This window comes from Collimonas sp. OK307 (genome assembly GCF_900113705.1).
Taxonomy (GTDB): domain Bacteria; phylum Pseudomonadota; class Gammaproteobacteria; order Burkholderiales; family Burkholderiaceae_D; genus Collimonas.
Genome location: NZ_FOQI01000032.1, coordinates 1 through 19,294, shown reverse-complemented (window position 1 = coordinate 19,294; position 19,294 = coordinate 1). Strand labels below are relative to the sequence as shown.

At 53.5% G+C, this 19,294-nt stretch carries 16 protein-coding genes and 1 tRNA gene; 13 read left to right on the top strand and 4 right to left on the bottom strand.

Going from position 1 to position 19,294, the window contains the following annotated elements:
• Nucleotides 1–207 (bottom strand): hypothetical protein (locus tag BM205_RS24475; RefSeq protein WP_217646089.1); only part of this gene is annotated, 207 nt, incomplete at its 3' end.
• On the opposite strand from BM205_RS24475, the gene BM205_RS23605 reads away from it, so the two are divergent.
• From BM205_RS23605 to rpoC, 9 genes are all read left to right on the top strand, one after another.
• Nucleotides 193–268 (top strand) — tRNA-Trp (locus BM205_RS23605). The two genes, BM205_RS24475 and BM205_RS23605, sit on opposite strands and share 15 nt — an antisense overlap.
• 45 nt (nucleotides 269–313) lie before the next feature.
• The gene (secE, locus tag BM205_RS23600) at nucleotides 314–697 is read left to right on the top strand and encodes a preprotein translocase subunit SecE (protein ID WP_092360182.1); all 384 of its coding nucleotides are present in this window, start codon (nucleotides 314–316) and stop codon (nucleotides 695–697) included.
• The gene (nusG, locus tag BM205_RS23595) at nucleotides 697–1,296 is read left to right on the top strand and encodes a transcription termination/antitermination protein NusG (protein ID WP_061532004.1); all 600 of its coding nucleotides are present in this window, start codon (nucleotides 697–699) and stop codon (nucleotides 1,294–1,296) included. Before secE ends, nusG begins: the two co-directional genes overlap by 1 nt.
• 180 nt (nucleotides 1,297–1,476) lie before the next feature.
• Nucleotides 1,477–1,908, top strand: coding sequence for a 50S ribosomal protein L11 (gene rplK / locus BM205_RS23590; RefSeq protein WP_038484621.1), 432 nt, complete (start codon nucleotides 1,477–1,479; stop codon nucleotides 1,906–1,908).
• Entirely contained in the window at nucleotides 1,908–2,603 is a 696-nt protein-coding gene (rplA, locus tag BM205_RS23585; protein WP_092360180.1) for a 50S ribosomal protein L1, read from the top strand. The genes rplK and rplA overlap by 1 nt, the downstream gene beginning before the upstream one ends.
• Nucleotides 2,604–2,952: 349 nt before the next feature.
• Nucleotides 2,953–3,450: a 50S ribosomal protein L10 gene (gene rplJ, locus BM205_RS23575; protein WP_092417284.1), complete on the top strand. Its 498-nt coding sequence runs from the start codon at nucleotides 2,953–2,955 to the stop codon at nucleotides 3,448–3,450.
• 73 nt (nucleotides 3,451–3,523) lie between these two features.
• Nucleotides 3,524–3,898: a 50S ribosomal protein L7/L12 gene (gene rplL / locus BM205_RS23570; RefSeq protein ID WP_061936352.1), complete on the top strand. Its 375-nt coding sequence runs from the start codon at nucleotides 3,524–3,526 to the stop codon at nucleotides 3,896–3,898.
• A gap of 281 nt (nucleotides 3,899–4,179) precedes the next feature.
• A complete protein-coding gene (rpoB, locus tag BM205_RS23565) occupies nucleotides 4,180–8,286 on the top strand; it encodes a DNA-directed RNA polymerase subunit beta (RefSeq protein WP_092417283.1) in 4,107 nt (1,368 codons plus the stop codon).
• A 221-nt stretch (nucleotides 8,287–8,507) separates the two neighbouring features.
• Nucleotides 8,508–12,746, top strand: coding sequence for a DNA-directed RNA polymerase subunit beta' (gene rpoC, locus BM205_RS23560; RefSeq protein ID WP_092417282.1), 4,239 nt, complete (start codon nucleotides 8,508–8,510; stop codon nucleotides 12,744–12,746).
• 125 nt (nucleotides 12,747–12,871) lie between these two features.
• On the opposite strand, the gene BM205_RS23555 is transcribed toward rpoC, so the two are convergent.
• From BM205_RS23555 to BM205_RS23545, 3 genes are all read right to left on the bottom strand, one after another.
• Nucleotides 12,872–13,144 carry a type II toxin-antitoxin system RelE/ParE family toxin gene (locus tag BM205_RS23555; RefSeq protein WP_092417281.1) on the bottom strand — a complete coding sequence of 91 codons (273 nt, stop codon included), beginning with the start codon at nucleotides 13,142–13,144 and terminating at the stop codon, nucleotides 12,872–12,874.
• Complete coding sequence (locus tag BM205_RS23550) at nucleotides 13,144–13,368, bottom strand: hypothetical protein (protein WP_217646088.1); 225 nt, start codon at nucleotides 13,366–13,368, stop codon at nucleotides 13,144–13,146. Before BM205_RS23550 ends, BM205_RS23555 begins: the two co-directional genes overlap by 1 nt.
• A gap of 240 nt (nucleotides 13,369–13,608) precedes the next feature.
• On the bottom strand, nucleotides 13,609–15,414 hold the full coding sequence (locus BM205_RS23545) for a phosphoethanolamine transferase (protein WP_175511373.1): 1,806 nt from the start codon (nucleotides 15,412–15,414) through the stop codon (nucleotides 13,609–13,611).
• Between the two features lie 439 nt (nucleotides 15,415–15,853).
• Between BM205_RS23545 and rpsL the strand changes: the two genes are divergently transcribed.
• From rpsL to BM205_RS23525, 4 genes are all read left to right on the top strand, one after another.
• Nucleotides 15,854–16,237 (top strand): 30S ribosomal protein S12, encoded by a 384-nt coding sequence (gene rpsL / locus BM205_RS23540; protein ID WP_038484640.1) that lies wholly within the window; start codon nucleotides 15,854–15,856, stop codon nucleotides 16,235–16,237.
• 137 nt (nucleotides 16,238–16,374) lie between these two features.
• Complete coding sequence (gene rpsG, locus BM205_RS23535) at nucleotides 16,375–16,845, top strand: 30S ribosomal protein S7 (protein ID WP_014004390.1); 471 nt, start codon at nucleotides 16,375–16,377, stop codon at nucleotides 16,843–16,845.
• A gap of 125 nt (nucleotides 16,846–16,970) precedes the next feature.
• Complete coding sequence (gene fusA, locus BM205_RS23530) at nucleotides 16,971–19,076, top strand: elongation factor G (RefSeq protein WP_092417278.1); 2,106 nt, start codon at nucleotides 16,971–16,973, stop codon at nucleotides 19,074–19,076.
• A gap of 102 nt (nucleotides 19,077–19,178) precedes the next feature.
• On the top strand, nucleotides 19,179–19,294 hold a 116-nt coding region (locus BM205_RS23525; RefSeq protein WP_204317187.1), incomplete at its 3' end, for a GTP-binding protein.

Below are 19,294 nucleotides of genomic sequence, written 5' to 3'. Positions count from 1 at the left end.
GCGATCCGCGAAGGTGGCCGTACTGTTGGTGCAGGTGTTGTTGCCAAGATCCTGCCTGACGCGTAATAGCAAAGAGTTGTAATCGCCGCGACCCGGGAAATTCCCGCCTCGCGGCGTTGATGTCTGAATGGTATGCAAACGGTAAGTATCAAGTTGGCTGGCCAAGCCGTTCAGATAAAGTGTTTTAAGCGTAGGGGTGTAGCTCAATTGGCAGAGCGCCGGTCTCCAAAACCGGAGGTTGGGGGTTCGATGCCCTCCGCCCCTGCCACCGATTCAGGTGTAGGGTACTGAAGTTACTGAAAGTAAGCCGCGTATGTCTAACCACCCTGTGCAAACTGTCGGCGAAGCCGGTAGCAAGCTCAAAGTAATACTGGCAGTTTTGGCTGTCGTCGCCGGCGTTGTCGGCTTTTATTTTTTGTCGGGCCAGTCTGGTCTGGTGCGCGCCGGCGCACTGGTTGCCGGTTTGGTGGTGGCAGTTGCACTGGCATGGACCTCGACCCAAGGTCGTGAGTTCCTTGGTTTTGCCAAAGAAGCTGTGCGCGAGACCAAAAAAGTTGTTTGGCCGACCCGCAAGGAAGCGATGCAGATCACTGCCATCGTTTTCGCATTTGTGCTGGTAATGGCGATTTTCCTCTGGGGCATCGATAAGCTCCTCGAGGTCTTGTTGTACGACGTGATATTGGGTTGGAAACAATAATGAGCGATAGCACACAAAACGATGCGCAAGCAACTCCGCCTGCTGTGACGCCTTCGGCGCCAGTGGGCAAAAAGCGCTGGTATGTGGTGCATGCTTATTCCGGTATGGAAAAGAGCGTGCAACGCGCGCTGACCGAGCGGATCGACCGCGCTGGAATGCAAGAACAGTTTGGCCAGATCCTGGTGCCGACTGAAGAAGTGATTGAAGTCAAGAATGGCCAGAAAGCCGTTACCGAACGTCGTTTCTTCCCAGGCTATGTACTGGTTGAGATGGAAATGACTGACGAAACCTGGCATCTGGTGAAGAACACCAACAAGGTAACCGGTTTCATCGGCGGCAAGTCGAACAAGCCTACCCCGATTCCGCAGCATGAAGTCGACAAGATCATGCAGCAGATGCAAGACGGCATCGAGAAGCCGCGGCCTAAGGTCTTGTATGAAGTTGGCGAGCTGGTCCGTATCAAGGAAGGTGCTTTCACCGACTTCAACGGCAACGTGGAAGAAGTGAATTACGAAAAATCGCGCGTGCGCGTGACTGTCACCATCTTCGGTCGTGCTACACCGGTTGAACTGGAATTCGACAAGGTTGAAAAGGTCTGACCTGGTTTTGCCGGGCTGGATAGTAATAGTAAGAATACCAGTAACAAAAAGAACAACAAATTAAACGCCTTTCGGAGCGTCATGCATTAAACCGCATGGAATTCGATGCAGTAAGAGGAGCCCCACTAGGTTGCGGTCTGATCGAACGGGCGCTAATACTCACAACAATTAGGAGCCATCATGGCAAAGAAAATCATTGGTTTTATCAAGCTGCAAGTTCCAGCTGGTAAAGCAAACCCATCCCCACCAATTGGTCCAGCACTGGGTCAGCGCGGTCTGAACATCATGGAATTCTGTAAGGCATTTAATGCCCAGACCCAAGGTGTTGAGCCAGGTCTGCCAATCCCGGTCGTGATCACAGCGTTCGCCGACAAGTCCTTCACATTCGTGATGAAGACTCCTCCGGCAACGATCCTGATCAAGAAGGCTGCTGGTATCACCAAGGGTTCGGCTAAGCCGCATACCGACAAAGTCGGTTCGATCACCCGTAAGCAAGCAGAAGAAATCGCTACCTTGAAGAAGCCCGATTTGACTGGTGCTGATCTGGAAGCTGGCGTACGTACTATCGCCGGTTCTGCTCGTTCGATGGGCATCACGGTGGAGGGTCTGTAATGGCTAAGTTAACTAAACGCGCAAAAGCGATCAAATCCAAGATTGATAGCACCAAGGTATATCCATTTGACAGCGCTGTTGCGTTGATCAAGGAATGCGCTACTGCAAAATTCAATGAGTCGATCGATGTGTCCGTCCAATTGGGCGTTGATGCAAAGAAATCGGACCAGGTGGTTCGCGGTTCAGTCGTGCTGCCAGCTGGCACCGGCAAGACTGTTCGCGTTGCAGTATTTGCTTCCGGCGAAAAAGCCGAACAAGCTAAAGCTGCCGGCGCCGACATCGTTGGTATGGAAGACCTGGCTGAGCAAATCAAAGCCGGCAACATGCCTTTCGACATCGTGATCGCATCGCCAGATACCATGCGTATCGTTGGTACCCTGGGCCAGATCCTGGGACCACGCGGCCTGATGCCAAATCCGAAGGTTGGTACCGTGACTGCTGACGTTGCAACTGCCGTCAAGAATGCAAAAGCCGGTCAAGTGCAATACCGTACCGACAAAGCCGGTATCATTCACGCAACTATCGGTCGTAAATCGTTTAGCGATGCAGAACTGAAGTCCAACTTGTTGGCACTGATCGATGCATTGAGCAAAGCTAAGCCAGCTACCAGCAAGGGTGTATACCTGCGCAAGGTTTCCTTGTCTTCGACAATGGGTGCCGGCGTTCGTGTCGATCAGTCGACACTGGCAGCCTGATTAGCTTAGCTGTATTGAATCAAGTCCTGAAGGCGGTGCGCTAGTCGCATAGTCATCAGGCGAATCTTTGGGCTGGATCTGTATTGGCGGTATCGATGCAGGTCCAGGCAATCAAAGACCGTTGGGCGGCGTGTAGCAGGTAGTACACAAAGTTAAACACCAAACGGGCAATCGTTTGGCACCCAACGCAGATGGTGTACCCGAACAAGTTTTGTAGTCTCATCGCTGCGTGTTTAATTTCATGCGCTAGTTCTGAACTCCTAACTTCGGACGCCGTGTTCGAACCGATGTGAGGTAAGTAGCCATTTGAGGTTATGTAATTTCCGAGCATCATTTTTGGAGGTTGATCTTGAGTCTCAATCTGAATGACAAAAAGGCCGTAGTCGCCGAAGTCTCTGCAAAAGTAGCTGCTGCACAGACTATCGTCGTGGCCGAATATCGTGGCATCCAGGTTGGTCACTTGACCCAACTGCGCGCTAATGCGCGTACCCAGGGTGTGTACTTGCGTGTATTGAAAAATACACTGGCACGTCGCGCCGTTGAAGGTACCGCGTTTGCCGACCTCGCCAAAGACATGACCGGCCCGTTGATCTATTCGATCTCCGAGGACGCCGTTGCTGCTGCAAAAGTCATCAACGACTTTGCAAAAACCAACGACAAACTGGTCGTCAAGGCAGGTAACTTCGCTGGTAAGTCGCTTGATAAAGCGGCTGTACAAGCGTTGGCAAACATTCCAAGTCGCGAAGTTCTGCTGGCCCAAGTTGTGGGCATGATGCAGATGCCGATCGCTGGATTTGTGCGTGGTTTGGCTGCTCTGGCAGCAAAGAAAGAAGCCGAAGCTGCTTAATTGCACTTTCATGGCGCTTTCTTGGCGTTAAAACCAATCAGATGTTATTACTGTAAAAAATTAGGAGTTTCACATGGCTTTTGATAAAGATGCGTTCCTGACCCAGATCGATGGTCTGACTGTTATGGAATTGAATGACCTGGTAAAGGCGTTCGAAGAGAAGTTTGGCGTTTCCGCAGCTGCTGTTGCAGTTGCTGGCGGCGCAGGCGGCGGCGCTGCTGCTGCTGTTGAAGAACAAACCGAGTTCACCGTCATGCTCAAGGGCATCGGCGCGAACAAGGTTGGCGTGATTAAGGCTGTTCGCGAAATCACCGGCCTGGGCTTGAAAGAAGCTAAAGACCTGGTTGACGGCGCACCGAAGGCAGTTAAAGAAGGCGTTTCGAAAGCCGACGCTGATGCAGCAGCCAAGAAATTGGTTGAAGCCGGCGCAGAAGCTGAAATCAAGTAATTTCAGCTTTTTAGAGCGCATTTATTGCGCTGGAGTCAAAGTGCAGAACTCTCGAAAAGGAGGGTTCGGCTTTGGCTCCTTTGTCGTTTTTGATTTTGTTTAGCGCTTGTTGTTTTATTAAGCGTCCGTTGCCATCAAGCTCGAAGGGCTGAGACTTGAGGAATTGTTGGTTAAGACAGTTCAACTTAGACCATTACTAGATCATTAGTTTTATCTACTTTGACTGAAAGATCCAGCGAATCCTGAATTCTCTATCCTTCCTGTCACTCACGGAGTGTTCAATGCACTACTCATTTACTGAGAAGAAGCGTATTCGTAAATCTTTTGCGAAACGCGCTAACGTTCACCACGTTCCGTTCCTGCTGGCGACCCAGCTCGAGTCGTATCTTGGCTTTTTACAAGCAGACAAAGTACCGTCTCAACGTAAGAACGAGGGCCTGCAATCGGCTTTCACTTCTATTTTCCCTATCGTTTCGCACAATGGTTTTGCGCGTCTCGAGTTCCTGTCGTACGTTCTCGGTGATCCACCGTTTGACGTCAAGGAATGCCAACAGCGTGGATTGACGTTCGCGTCGCCATTGCGTGCCAAGGTGCGTCTGGTGATTCTTGATAAAGAATCGCCGACCAAGCCAGTCGTCAAGGAAATGAAAGAGCAAGAAGTTTACATGGGCGAATTGCCGCTCATGACAACTACCGGCTCGTTCGTGATCAACGGCACCGAGCGCGTTATCGTATCGCAGCTGCATCGCTCGCCAGGCGTGTTCTTTGAACATGACCGCGGCAAGACGCACTCGTCCGGTAAATTGCTGTTCTCTGCACGTATCATTCCTTACCGTGGTTCCTGGCTCGACTTCGAGTTCGATCCGAAAGACATCCTGTTCTTCCGCGTCGACCGTCGCCGTAAAATGCCTGTCACGATCCTGCTGAAAGCAATCGGCATGTCGGTCGAGCAGATCCTGGCCAATTTCTTCGTATTCGACAACTTCGCGTTGCGTAACGAAGGCGCCGAGATGGAATTCGTCGCAGAACGCCTGCGCGGCGAAGTCGCACGTTTCGACATCACCGACAAATCGGGCAAGGTCCTGGTCGCTAAAGACAAGCGTATCAATTCCAAGCACGTGCGTGACGTTGAAGCTGCCGGCATCAAGCATATCTCGGTACCGGAAGACTACCTGCTGGGCCGCGTCCTGGCGCGCAACATCGTTGACGGCGACACTGGCGAAGTAGTTGCCAACGCCAACGACGAGTTGACAGAAGAGTTGCTGGCCAAGCTGCGCGAAGCAGACGTTACCGACATCCAGACTCTGTACACCAACGATCTGGACCAAGGTAGCTACATCTCGCAAACTCTGCGTAGCGATGATACCAACGACCAGATGGCTGCCCGCGTTGCGATCTATCGCATGATGCGTCCTGGCGAACCGCCAACCGAAGATTCGGTTGAGGCGCTGTTCAACGGTCTGTTCTACAACGCTGATCGTTACGATCTGTCGGCTGTCGGCCGCATGAAGTTCAACCGCCGTATCGGCCGTGATGAACTGACTGGCGCCATGACGCTGTCGAACGAAGACGTGCTGGCCGTGATCAAGATCCTGGTTGAATTGCGTAACGGCCGCGGCGAAGTGGACGATATCGATCACTTGGGTAACCGTCGTGTGCGTTGTGTCGGCGAACTGGCTGAGAACCAATTCCGTGCCGGTCTGGTACGGGTTGAGCGCGCGGTCAAGGAACGTCTCGGCCAAGCCGAAGCGGATAACCTGATGCCGCATGACCTGATCAATTCCAAGCCGATTTCGGCTGCTATCCGTGAATTCTTCGGTTCGTCGCAGTTGTCGCAGTTTATGGACCAAACCAATCCGTTGTCGGAAATCACCCACAAGCGCCGTGTATCGGCACTTGGACCGGGCGGTTTGACCCGTGAGCGCGCTGGCTTTGAAGTCCGCGACGTGCATCCGACACATTACGGCCGCGTTTGCCCGATCGAAACACCGGAAGGCCCGAACATTGGTCTGATCAATTCGCTGGCTTTGTATGCTCGCCTGAACGAATACGGTTTCCTCGAGACACCGTACCGCAAGGTTGAAGACAGCAAGGTTACCGACCAGATCGATTATCTGTCGGCGATTGAAGAAGGTCGCTACATCATCGCCCAGGCGAATGCGACTATCGACAAGTCCCTGAAATTGTCCGATGAACTGGTTTCTGCACGTGAAGCCGGCGAAACGATCCTGGTATCGCCGGAACGCGTCCAGTACATGGACGTGGCGCCAGGCCAGGTGGTTTCGGTTGCTGCTTCGCTGATCCCATTCCTCGAACACGATGATGCGAACCGTGCGTTGATGGGTGCCAACATGCAACGTCAGGCAGTTCCTTGCTTGCGTCCAGAGAAGGCATTGGTCGGTACCGGTATCGAACGTACCGTGGCAGTTGACTCCGGTACAACCGTGCAGGCACTGCGTGGCGGTATCGTCGATTATGTCGATGCGGGTCGTGTCGTTATTCGTGTGAATGACGAAGAAGCGACTGCCGGCGAAGTCGGTGTCGATATCTACAACCTGATCAAGTACACACGTTCGAACCAGAACACCAACATCAACCAACGGCCGATCGTGCAAGTTGGCGACCGCGTCGCCAAGCACGACGTGATCGCCGATGGCGCATCGACCGATCTGGGCGAGCTGGCTCTGGGTCAGAACATGCTGGTGGCGTTTATGCCATGGAACGGCTACAACTTCGAAGATTCGATCCTGATCTCCGAAAAAGTCGTGGCTGACGATCGCTACACTTCGATCCATATCGAAGAGTTGTCGGTGGTTGCACGTGACACCAAGCTGGGCGCTGAAGAAATCACCCGCGACATCTCCAACCTGGCCGAAAACCAGTTGGCGCGTCTGGATGAATCCGGCATCGTCTACATCGGTGCTGAAGTTGAAGCCGGCGATACGCTGGTCGGTAAGGTGACACCTAAGGGCGAAACCCAACTGACACCAGAAGAAAAGCTGCTGCGCGCGATCTTCGGTGAAAAAGCTTCTGACGTAAAAGATACATCGCTGCGCGTGCCTTCGGGCATGGTCGGTACGGTGATCGATGTGCAAGTGTTTACCCGCGAAGGCATCCAACGCGACAAACGCGCACAACAGATTATCGACGACGAACTGCAACGCTATCGCCTGGACCTGAACGACCAGTTGCGGATTGTTGAAGGCGATGCCTTCGAGCGTCTGGAACGTATGTTGATCGGCAAGGTTGTCAACGGCGGTCCGAAGAAATTGGCCAAGGGCGCCAAGCTGACCAAGGAATACCTGGCAGACCTGGACAAATACCACTGGTTCGATATTCGTCCGGCGGATGACGATGCTGCCGTGGCACTGGAAGCGATCAAGGAATCGATCGCCGAGAAGCGCCACCAGTTCGATCTGGCATTTGAAGAAAAGCGCAAGAAGCTGACCCAAGGCGATGAGCTGCAGCCTGGCGTACAAAAAATGGTCAAGGTTTACCTGGCTGTTAAGCGCCGTCTGCAACCAGGCGACAAGATGGCCGGTCGTCACGGTAACAAGGGTGTGGTTTCGCGCATTCTGCCGATCGAAGACATGCCGCACATGGCGGACGGTACACCAGCAGATATCGTGCTGAACCCGTTGGGCGTTCCATCGCGGATGAACATCGGTCAGGTTCTGGAAGTGCATCTGGGCTGGGCTGCCAAGGGTCTGGGTCTGCGTATCGGCGAAATGCTGAAGGCGCAAACCAAGATTGCCGAACTGCGCAAGTTCCTGAACACGATCTATAACGAATCGGGCAAGACGGAAGATCTGGATGGCCTGAACGATGAAGAAATCTTGCATCTGGCGGATAACCTGAAGCAAGGTGTGCCATTCGCCACGCCAGTGTTCGACGGCGCGCATGAAGATGAAATCCGTCGCATGCTGGATCTGGCGTACCCGGATGCCATCGCCAAGCAGCTCGGCATGACGCCATCGAAGAACCAGGTCACGATGTATGACGGTCGTACCGGTGAAGCCTTCGAGCGTAACGTCACGGTCGGCTACATGCATTACCTGAAACTGCACCATCTGGTCGATGACAAGATGCATGCACGTTCCACCGGTCCTTACTCGCTGGTTACTCAGCAGCCGCTGGGTGGTAAAGCGCAGTTCGGCGGCCAGCGTTTCGGTGAGATGGAAGTTTGGGCATTGGAAGCTTACGGTGCGTCGTACGTGCTGCAGGAAATGCTGACAGTGAAGTCGGATGACGTAAACGGTCGTACCAAAGTGTATGAAAACCTGGTCAAGGGTGACCATGTAATCGATGCTGGCATGCCGGAATCCTTCAACGTGTTGTTGAAAGAAATCCGCTCGCTGGGTATCGATATGGATCTGGACCGCGAATAAGCGGTCAAGATCGACCGTCCATCGTTGCGGGACAGAGTTTAAGAGGCGCCGAAGGGCGACAAATTACTCTGTCCCCAACTGATCAGACGGTGAGGTCGAACCAAGCCGGACTGCAGCAAGACAAAAGTAAAGCCGCCGAAGATGTGTTCTGCAACAAAGTGCAGCATCGACCGCAGCAATAGTAAAGAATCTTAGTTTCTTCACGCCAACTGGAGTGATACATGAAAGCACTGCTCGATTTATTCAAGCAAGTTCAGCAAAATGAACAGTTCGACTCGATCAAGATTGGTCTGGCGTCGCCCGAAAAAATTCGTTCGTGGTCTTATGGCGAAGTAAAAAAGCCTGAAACCATCAACTATCGTACCTTCAAGCCAGAGCGCGACGGTCTGTTTTGCGCCAAGATTTTTGGCCCAATCAAGGATTACGAATGCCTCTGCGGTAAGTACAAGCGTTTGAAGCACCGCGGTGTTATCTGCGAAAAGTGCGGCGTTGAAGTCACACTGGCAAAAGTGCGTCGCGAGCGCATGGGTCACATTGAACTGGCCTCGCCAACTGCGCACATCTGGTTCCTGAAATCGCTGCCGTCGCGTCTGGGCATGGTCCTCGACATGACCCTGCGGGATATCGAACGCGTATTGTATTTTGAAGCCTACGTCATCACCGATCCAGGTATGACTCCGCTGAAGCGTTGCCAGATCATGTCGGAAGACGACTACGCCGCCAAGTACGAAGAGTACGGCGACGATTTCACCGCATTCATGGGCGCCGAAGGCATCCGTGAGTTGCTGCGCGCGATCGATATCGATCGTGATGCGGAAACCCTGCGTCAGGAATTGAAAGAGTCGAAATCCGAAGCCAAGATCAAGAAATACGCCAAGCGCCTGAAAGTGCTGGAAGCGTTCCAACGTTCGGGCATCAAGCCTGACTGGATGATCATGGAAGTGTTGCCAGTGCTGCCGCCTGAGTTGCGTCCGCTGGTACCGCTGGATGGCGGCCGTTTCGCTACCTCCGATTTGAACGACCTGTATCGCCGCGTCATCAACCGTAACAACCGTCTGAAGCGCCTGATGGAATTGCGCGCTCCGGAAATCATCACCCGCAACGAAAAGCGGATGTTGCAGGAAGCGGTTGACTCGCTGCTGGACAACGGCCGTCGCGGTAAGGCAATGACTGGCGCCAACAAGCGTCCGCTGAAATCCCTGGCAGAAATGATCAAGGGTAAGGGCGGCCGTTTCCGTCAGAACTTGCTGGGTAAGCGCGTCGACTATTCCGGCCGTTCGGTTATCGTGGTGGGTCCACAACTGAAACTGCATCAATGCGGCTTGCCGAAATTGATGGCGTTGGAACTGTTCAAGCCGTTCATTTTCCACAAGCTGGAAGTGATGGGCATCGCCAGCACGATCAAGGCAGCCAAGAAGGAAGTTGAAAACCAGACTTCCGTGGTGTGGGACATCCTGGAAGACGTGATCCGTGAACATCCGGTCATGTTGAACCGTGCGCCTACATTGCACCGTCTGGGTATCCAGGCGTTTGAGCCGGTCCTGATCGAAGGCAAGGCAATCCAATTGCACCCGCTGGTCTGCGCCGCATTCAACGCCGACTTTGACGGCGACCAAATGGCGGTCCACGTACCACTGTCGATCGAAGCACAGATGGAAGCACGCACTTTGATGCTGGCTTCCAACAATATCCTGTTCCCATCGAACGGCGAACCGTCGATCGTACCGTCGCAGGATATCGTGTTGGGTCTGTACTACGCCACCCGTGAGCAAATCAACGGCAAGGGCGAAGGCATGATGTTCCCTGACGTGTCGGAAGCCATCCGTGCTTACGACAACAAGGAAGTCGAGCTGACTACCCGCGTTACCGTGCGTATTACCGAGTATCCGAAGGATCCGGTTACAGGTGAATTCGTCAAGACCATCAAGCGTTACGAAACGACTGTCGGCCGCGCGATCCTGTCGGAAATCCTGCCTAAGGGCCTGCCATTCACCGTGCTGAACCGCGCGTTGAAGAAGAAGGAAATCTCGAAGCTGATCAACACGGCATTCCGTAAGTGCGGCCTGCGCGCTACGGTAGTGTTTGCCGACCAGCTGATGCAGTCCGGTTTCCGTTTGGCGACCCGCGCCGGTATCTCGATCTGCGTGGATGACATGCTGGTACCGCCACAAAAGGCAACCATCATCGCTACTGCAGAACAAGAAGTTAAGCAGATCGAACAGCAATACTCGTCCGGTCTGGTAACTGCCGGCGAACGCTACAACAAGGTTGTGGACATCTGGGGCAAGGCCGGCGACGACGTCGGCAAGGCCATGATGGAACAGCTGAAGGTAGAAGACGTGGTTCGCCGCGACGGCACCAAGGGTACGCAAGAATCGTTCAACGCGATTTACATGATGGCCGACTCCGGTGCGCGCGGTTCCGCAGCACAGATTCGTCAGCTGGCCGGTATGCGTGGCCTGATGGCGAAACCGGATGGTTCGATTATCGAAACGCCGATCACCGCGAACTTCCGCGAAGGTCTGAACGTTCTGCAGTACTTTATTTCGACCCACGGTGCACGTAAAGGTCTGGCCGATACTGCGTTGAAGACTGCGAACTCGGGTTACCTGACACGTCGTCTGGTTGACGTGACCCAGGATCTGGTCGTGATTGAAGACGACTGCGGCACTTCCAACGGCGCCTCGATGAAGGCGATGGTTGAAGGTGGTGAAGTTATCGAAGCGCTGCGTGACCGTATCCTCGGCCGTGTTGCTGCTAACGACATCGTCAATCCGGAAACCCAAGGCACGCTGTACGAAGCCGGCACATTGCTGGACGAAGATGCAGTTGAAGAAATCGAACGCCTCGGCATCGATGAAGTCAAGGTCCGCACACCGCTGACATGTGACACACGCTACGGCCTGTGCGCACAATGTTACGGTCGCGACCTGGGCCGCGGCTCGCTGGTCAACAACGGTGAAGCAGTCGGTGTGGTTGCTGCGCAGTCGATCGGTGAACCTGGTACCCAGCTGACCATGCGTACGTTCCACATCGGTGGTGCGGCATCGCGTTCGGCAGTGGCATCGAGTGTTGAAGCCAAGTCCAACGGTACGGTCCGCTTCACGGCGACCATGCGTTACGTGACTAACGGCAAGGGCGAATTGATCGTGATTTCCCGTTCCGGTGAAGTCCTGATCACCGACGACCATGGCCGTGAGCGTGAGCGTCATAAAGTACCTTACGGTGCAACCCTGATCGTCAAGGATGGCTTGACCATCAAGGCCGGTACGGCATTGGCGACATGGGATCCGTTGACCCGTCCGATCATTACCGAGTACACCGGTACGGTCCGTTTCGAGAACGTCGAAGAAGGTTCTACCGTTGCCCGTCAGATCGATGAAGTTACCGGTCTGTCGACATTGGTGGTTATCGATGCGAAGCGCCGTGGTTCGGTTACCAAGACTGTTCGTCCGCAAGTTAAGCTGTTGAACGAACAAGGCGAAGAAGTCAAGATCGCCGGTACTGAACACGCTGTGACGATCGGCTTCCAGGTTGGCGCGCTGATTACCGTGAAAGACGGTCAGCAAGTGCACGTTGGTGAAGTGTTGGCACGTATCCCGACTGAATCGCAAAAGACGCGCGATATTACCGGTGGTCTGCCACGCGTTGCCGAGCTGTTCGAAGCACGTTCGCCGAAGGATGCAGGTATGCTGGCTGAAGTCACAGGTACTGTGGCGTTCGGTAAGGAAACCAAGGGTAAGCAACGTCTGGAAATCACAGACATGGACGGCAACAAGCACGAGTTCCTGATTACCAAGGACAAGCAAGTGCTGGTACATGACGGCCAGGTTGTGAACAAGGGTGAAATGATTGTCGACGGCCCGGCCGATCCGCAAGACATCCTGCGCCTGTTGGGTATTGAAGCGCTGGCACGTTACATCGTCGACGAAGTTCAAGACGTGTACCGCTTGCAAGGCGTGAAGATCAACGACAAGCACATCGAAGTGATCGTACGCCAGATGTTGCGTCGCGTTCAGATCGTTGATGCCGGCGATGCGTCTTACATTACTGGTGAGCAGGTCGAGCGTTCGGAACTGCTGGACGAAAACGACCGCGTGATTGCAGCGGGCAAGATCCCTGCAACTTACGAAAACGTATTGCTGGGTATCACCAAGGCATCGTTGTCGACCGATTCGTTCATCTCGGCCGCATCGTTCCAGGAAACCACCCGGGTGTTGACCGAAGCCGCAATCATGGGCAAGAAAGACACTCTGCGCGGTTTGAAGGAAAACGTTATCGTCGGCCGTCTGATTCCAGCCGGTACCGGTCTCGCGTTCCATCGTGCACGCAAGGAAAAAGACAGCTGGGAAGCGGAAGAGCGCACAGCACTGTTGCAATCCGAGCAGGCAGCACGCCTGGCAGCTGCAGAAGCACGTGCAGCTGAAGAGTTGAACGCACAGCAAGGCGACGAAGCTTAATCCTGTAGTCGGGTAAGTAAGCAAAACGGCAGTGGATGAGAAATCATCCACTGCCGTTTTTATTTACGCCGCTGGAAAGTCTTCTTGTTTCAGGCTAATCAGAAGGGCGTTTTCAATCTGACTTCTTATTTTCCGAAAAGATCGGCATGTGTGCCGGTGCGTTCGAAATGCACCTTGTTTTCGTCAGCGGTATAAATCAGAAGCCAATCCGGCTCCATGTGGAGATCGCGGCTGGGCTTCCATTCCCCTTTTAGCGGGTGGTCGCCAAATTCGGCTGGCAACACATTTGCCGCCAGCAACAGGTCGATTACGCGGCGCAGCTTGCGCATATCTTTGCCCCGTTTCCCGGCGAGCTTTACGTCGCGTTTAAACTGCCCGGTAAAGCTCGCCAGCCGCATTAAATATCTAGTTGCTTGAACAGGTCGGATGCGCTGGACGCCTGGAATACGTCTTCACCCTTGCGTCCTTTGCGGATTGTCTCGGCTGTCAGGGCGTTGGGTGTCTCGCTGTTGGCGATGTAGAGGCGCATCAGGTCGCGAATGATCTGCGCAGCCGGCCGGTGACGGGCGGCTGCTACAGCCATGAATTGGTCGCGCAGTTCTTGCTCCATTTTGATCGACATTTGCACTTCCTTGCCCATATAAAGCTCCTCAGGTATTCCTTGAATATCTTCATTATAAGGATATCAAGGAGATACCTAAGGAGTATTCAAAAGATATGCTTCGGATTCTCTGTTTATGCCACACATATTAGAGATATTTGGTAGCAGCCATAGCCGCATCGCGCAAATTTAGCCCGAAACTTATGTGGTTTAGGAATGTGGAGAAATTGAAGTGTTTGGCGGAGTAGTTTAGTTTCCGGCTCAATCCCGCTGTTGCTTCAACGGCTTGCCATTGTCGACCACCTCCCTGCAGTCACCCTTGAACGTAGAGTTGTCGTAATCGGTCCAGCCGTAGCTGTCGACATAGCGCTTGTGCGGCCGTAGCTTGCTGCTGAGGAAACTCCATTCCAGGTGCTCGTCGGGATAGCGTATATCGGCCAGGTCGAGCAGCGAATGGAAGACGTTTTCGGTGGTTATCCGGGCGCGTTTATGGCGCAGCAGTTGCTCTACCTTGTCCGGATAGGTTTGCTTGTACAAATCGGAATACCACATCAGGGCGGGGATGTGGAATTCGAACTGGGTGTTGTGGCCGTGGAAGGCGATTTTGCAGCTGCCGTCGTACAGCGTCTGGCCGTGATCGGAGAAGTACATCATCGCGCTCAATTGCTTCGAATCCCTGAGCGTATCGATTACTTGCGACAGGAACCAGTCCACATACCGTATGGAACTGTCGTAGCTATTGTTCAGCGCTGCCTTGTTCGCCAGGTTGGTGTAAGCAGGGTGCTCGATGCCGAACAGCGAGGGCTGCCATTTGTCGAACTCCTGGGGGTAGCGGTGACTGTAGTTCCAGTGGTTGCCCAGTGTGTGCAGCACGATCAGCTTCTTGGCAGCAGGATCAGCCATCGCTTTCTGAAGCTGCGGCAACAGGATGGCATCCAGGTTTGAGGTGTCGGTGAAACCACCCAGGTTGAGGAACTGCACCACGTCCGCTTCATTGGCGAATACCGACACGGGCGTATCGAATTTGCCGTACGACATCTGATTCGAAATCCAGTAAGTCTTGAATCCGGCTTCCTTGTAGGCAGTGATAAAGGACTTCTCGGCGAAGCCGGCTTTCAGGCTATCCGTCGCCGGCTTGCGCGATACCATCACCGGTACCGATAGCCGGGTTGCCGATACTGAGGTGATGACATCCGAAAAACTGACCAGGTTGCTTTCCTTGCTTAGCACGGGATTGGTGTCACGTTGATAACCATTCAGGCTCCAGCGATCGTAGCGGGAAGACTCGCCGATCACCATGACGACAATTTGCGGCGTGTTTTGCTGGGTTGCCTGATGCGCGCCAAAATGGAATTGGCGGTTCTTGTGCTCCAGGTTATCCAGGTATTCCCGTTCTTTCCAGAAATCGTATCCGCGTACCGCCAAGCCGAACGGCCAGGTGCGGCTGACCGGATCCGCTTCCAGCGGCGTTGCTGCCCATGCTGGAAGTTTGCCGAAATGCAGGCCTTGAGAGGCGGGCGCAGAGGCGACCTTGTTGCTTGCGCTAGCCGCCGGCACAGGTGTAGCAGTTTGGATACCGATTTGCTGCCCGTACAGCCAAACGCATATACCGATAGTAAGCACCAACCAACCAAACCAGCGTGAAGGTCCTTCCAGGTCAAGATCGCGCGTGCGGCTGGCCGCCAGCCAGCTTAGCACCCACCACAGCACGGCCAGGGCCAGGATCAGCGCCAGCCACCAGATTTTGTTCCCCAGGAACTCCATGGCTTCGCCAGGACTGGTCTCGGCAATGATGCCAAGGTGATGGGTCGTAATGCCCTGGCCGTAAAACTTGCGCAGATAGATTTCGGTGGGTAGGGCAAAAAAGGCAGGGAACAATAACCAGTGAAACCAGGAGGGACGCTTGAAGATGGACCAGATAACCAGCCAGATCGCAATTTCGGTGACGATGATCCGAATCGGATGCTCGATCGTCTGCCCGAACAGCAGAGGCACGAAGGGAACCAGGGACAAGGCCAGGTAGGTAACCAGCACGAACAGGTTATTGCGGCGAAACAAGGCTGGCATCATCGGTGAGAAAGATAGTCGATCCTTATTATCCCGCAAAGCTGGTATCGGGAACCGAGGCAGGTGAGATATAGCGAGATATACGCAGATAATGGCCGCTGTTTTTATTGGCAAATGATCAATGGCCTCGTGTGGCGACCGGGGTTGCCGCAATCCGTTGTACTTTTGTTGCGTTTACGGGCCGGGCATCCAAGACAGCGGTTGACTGCCAGGCATCATAGGGATATACTCGCGGGTTCTCGATTGTAGGCTCTAATGGGCTGAACGTTCTTTGGTCTGCTTCCGCTTTCTATAGCGCGTTTCTCCTCTACTGCTGAATGTCGATCTGCGCGAACGGTGCGCAAATTGTGCGGTTCCTAGCGCAAGTATCTGTCCAATCCCGGACAACCGATTTCGGGATTGTTGTTATTAACGTCGTAATTTTGTTGGATATATAACGATGCCAACCATCAATCAATTGATTCGCCAGCCGCGCGTTTCTGCGGTCGTAAAGAGCAAATCACCAGCGCTGGAAAACAGCCCGCAAAAACGCGGCGTTTGCACCCGCGTTTATACGACAACTCCAAAGAAGCCTAACTCGGCTCTGCGTAAAGTTGCCAAAGTTCGCCTGACCAACGGTTTCGAAGTTATTTCGTACATCGGCGGTGAAGGCCATAACCTGCAAGAACATAGTGTCGTGCTGTTGCGCGGCGGCCGTGTAAAAGACTTGCCGGGTGTGCGTTACCACATGGTTCGCGGTGCACTGGATACCCAGGGCGTCAAGGATCGTAAGCAAGCACGTTCGAAGTACGGTGCAAAGCGTGCTAAGGCTACAAAGAAATAATAGTTTTCGTACGGCGTAAGCCAAGCGAATAAGTGTCGGTCCCCCATGGGCCGAGTAAGTGGGTAGCTATGATGGCTGTCCGCGAGCGTGCAGAAACAAAAGATCTGCTGCTCAACTGAAGATTGAAAGGAATCGAAATGCCACGTCGTCGTGAAGTCCCCAAGCGGGAGATTCTGCCGGATCCAAAATTCGGTAATGTTGATGTTGCGAAGTTCGTCAACGTCCTGATGTTGTCCGGTAAGAAATCGGTCGCAGAAAACATCATTTACGGTGCCTTCGAGCACATTCAAGCCAAGTCCGGCAAAGATCCGCTGGAAGTTTTCGCCCTTGCTATCAGCAACGCGAAACCATTGGTTGAAGTTAAGTCGCGTCGCGTTGGTGGTGCAAACTACCAGGTGCCAGTTGAAGTTCGTCCTGTCCGTCGTATGGCTTTGTCGATGCGTTGGTTGCGTGAAGCAGCTAACAAGCGCAGCGAAAAATCGATGCCGCAACGTCTGGGTGGCGAATTGCTGGAAGCCGCAGAAGGCCGCGGCGGCGCAATGAAAAAGCGTGACGAAGTTCACCGTATGGCAGAAGCGAACAAGGCGTTCTCGCACTTCCGCTTCTAATAGACTGGGCAGCCGGCTCCCTGATTCGAGTCGCTGTCCGCATCTGAAATTTGTTCGAGCCGAGCGCATATTTTTTATAAAAAATGGCGCTCGGTTTCGTGCATTAAAAGACTTAGGATTAAATCATGGCTCGCAAGACCCCCATTGAGCGCTATCGCAATATCGGTATCTCCGCTCACATCGATGCAGGTAAAACCACGACTACAGAACGCGTTCTGTTTTATACCGGTGTGAATCACAAAATCGGTGAAGTGCATGATGGCGCAGCCACCATGGATTGGATGGAACAAGAGCAAGAGCGCGGTATCACCATTACTTCCGCAGCAACGACTTGCTTCTGGAAGGGTATGGCGGGTAATTTCGCTGAACACCATATCAACATCATCGATACTCCGGGCCACGTCGACTTCACAATTGAAGTTGAGCGCTCGATGCGTGTTCTGGATGGCGCCTGCATGGTTTACTGTGCAGTTGGCGGCGTGCAGCCACAATCGGAAACAGTTTGGCGTCAAGCTAACAAGTACAAGGTTCCACGTCTGGCATTCGTCAACAAGATGGACCGTACCGGTGCGAACTTCTTCAAAGTGTACGAGCAAATGCGTTCGCGCTTGAAGGCGAACCCTGTGCCTATGCAAGTACCTATCGGTGCTGAAGAAAAGTTTGAAGGCGTGATCGATCTGGTCAAGATGAAGGCTATCTACTGGGACGACGCTACCCAAGGTATGAAGTTCGACTACCGTGATATTCCTGCTGAACTGGCTGCCGATGCTGCCAAATGGCGCGAAAACATGGTTGAAGCCGCTGCTGAAGCATCGGAAGAACTGATGAACAAGTACCTGGAAGAAGGCGACCTGACCGAAGCTGAAATCAAGGCTGCGATTCGTCAACGTACCTTGGCCAGCGAAATCGTTCCAATGATGTGCGGCACTGCGTTCAAGAACAAGGGCGTGCAAGCCATGCTGGACGGCGTGGTCGAGTACCTGCCATCGCCACTGGATATTCCGCCGGTACCTGGTCTGGACGAAGATGATGCACCGATCTCGCGTAAGCCGGAAGACGGCGAAAAGTTCTCCGGCCTGGCGTTCAAGATCGCAACCGATCCGTTCGTTGGTCAGATCTGCTTCATGCGCTGCTACTCGGGTACATTGAATTCGGGCGACACCGTCCTGAACTCGATCAAGGGTAAAAAAGAGCGTATCGGCCGTATCGTGCAGATGCACGCGAACCAGCGCGAAGAAATCAAGGAAATTCTGGCCGGTGACATCGCTGCACTGATCGGGATGAAGGATACAACTACTGGTGACACACTGTGTGACGCCAATGCATTCATTATCCTGGAACGCATGATTTTCCCTGAGCCGGTGATTTCGCAGGCAGTTGAGCCTAAGACTAAGCAAGACCAGGAAAAAATGGGCTTGGCTTTGAACCGCCTGGCGGCAGAAGATCCTTCGTTCCGTGTTCGCACAGATGAAGAATCGGGTCAGACCATCATCGCCGGTATGGGCGAGTTGCATCTGGATATTATCGTCGACCGTATGAAGCGTGAATTCAACGTTGAAGCGACCGTCGGTAAGCCACAAGTTGCGTATCGCGAAACCATCCGCAAGACTTGCGAAGAAATCGAAGGCAAGTTCGTCAAGCAATCGGGTGGTCGTGGTCAATACGGTCACGTGGTTCTGAAGATCGAACCGCAAGAACCAGGCAAGGGCTTTGAGTTTGTTGACGCGATCAAGGGCGGTACCGTTCCACGCGAATACATCCCTGCAGTTGAAAAGGGTGTCCGTGAAACATTGAACACCGGTGTCCTGGCCGGCTACCCGGTGGTAGACGTCAAGGTAACCCTGTTCTTCGGTTCGTACCATGACGTTGACTCGAACGAAAATGCGTTCCGCATGGCCGCTTCGATGGCGTTCAAGGACGGCTGCCGTAAAGCCAGCCCGGTTATTCTGGAGCCAATGATGGCTGTTGAAGTTGAAACTCCGGAAGACTACGCCGGTACTGTGATGGGCGATCTGTCGTCGCGTCGCGGTATGGTTCAAGGTATGGATGAAATCGCCGGCGGTGGCGGCAAGATCATCAAGGCCGAAGTACCTCTGTCAGAAATGTTCGGTTACTCGACTTCGTTGCGTTCGGCTACTCAAGGCCGTGCAACTTACTCGATGGAATTCAAGCATTACGCTGAGGCGCCGAAGAACGTTATCGATGCAATCGTAACGTCCAAAGCTAAGTAATCAGGTATGTAGCCCTTGCCCGCCACGAGCAGGCGAGGGCTGAAAATATTTAATTCATTGTTCATTATTTAATGACATCGTTCTTTTTGAAGGAAGAATAAAATGGCAAAAGGTAAATTCGAGCGGACCAAGCCGCACGTCAACGTAGGTACAATCGGTCACGTTGACCACGGCAAGACCACGCTGACAGCAGCGATCGCGACAGTATTGTCGAAGAA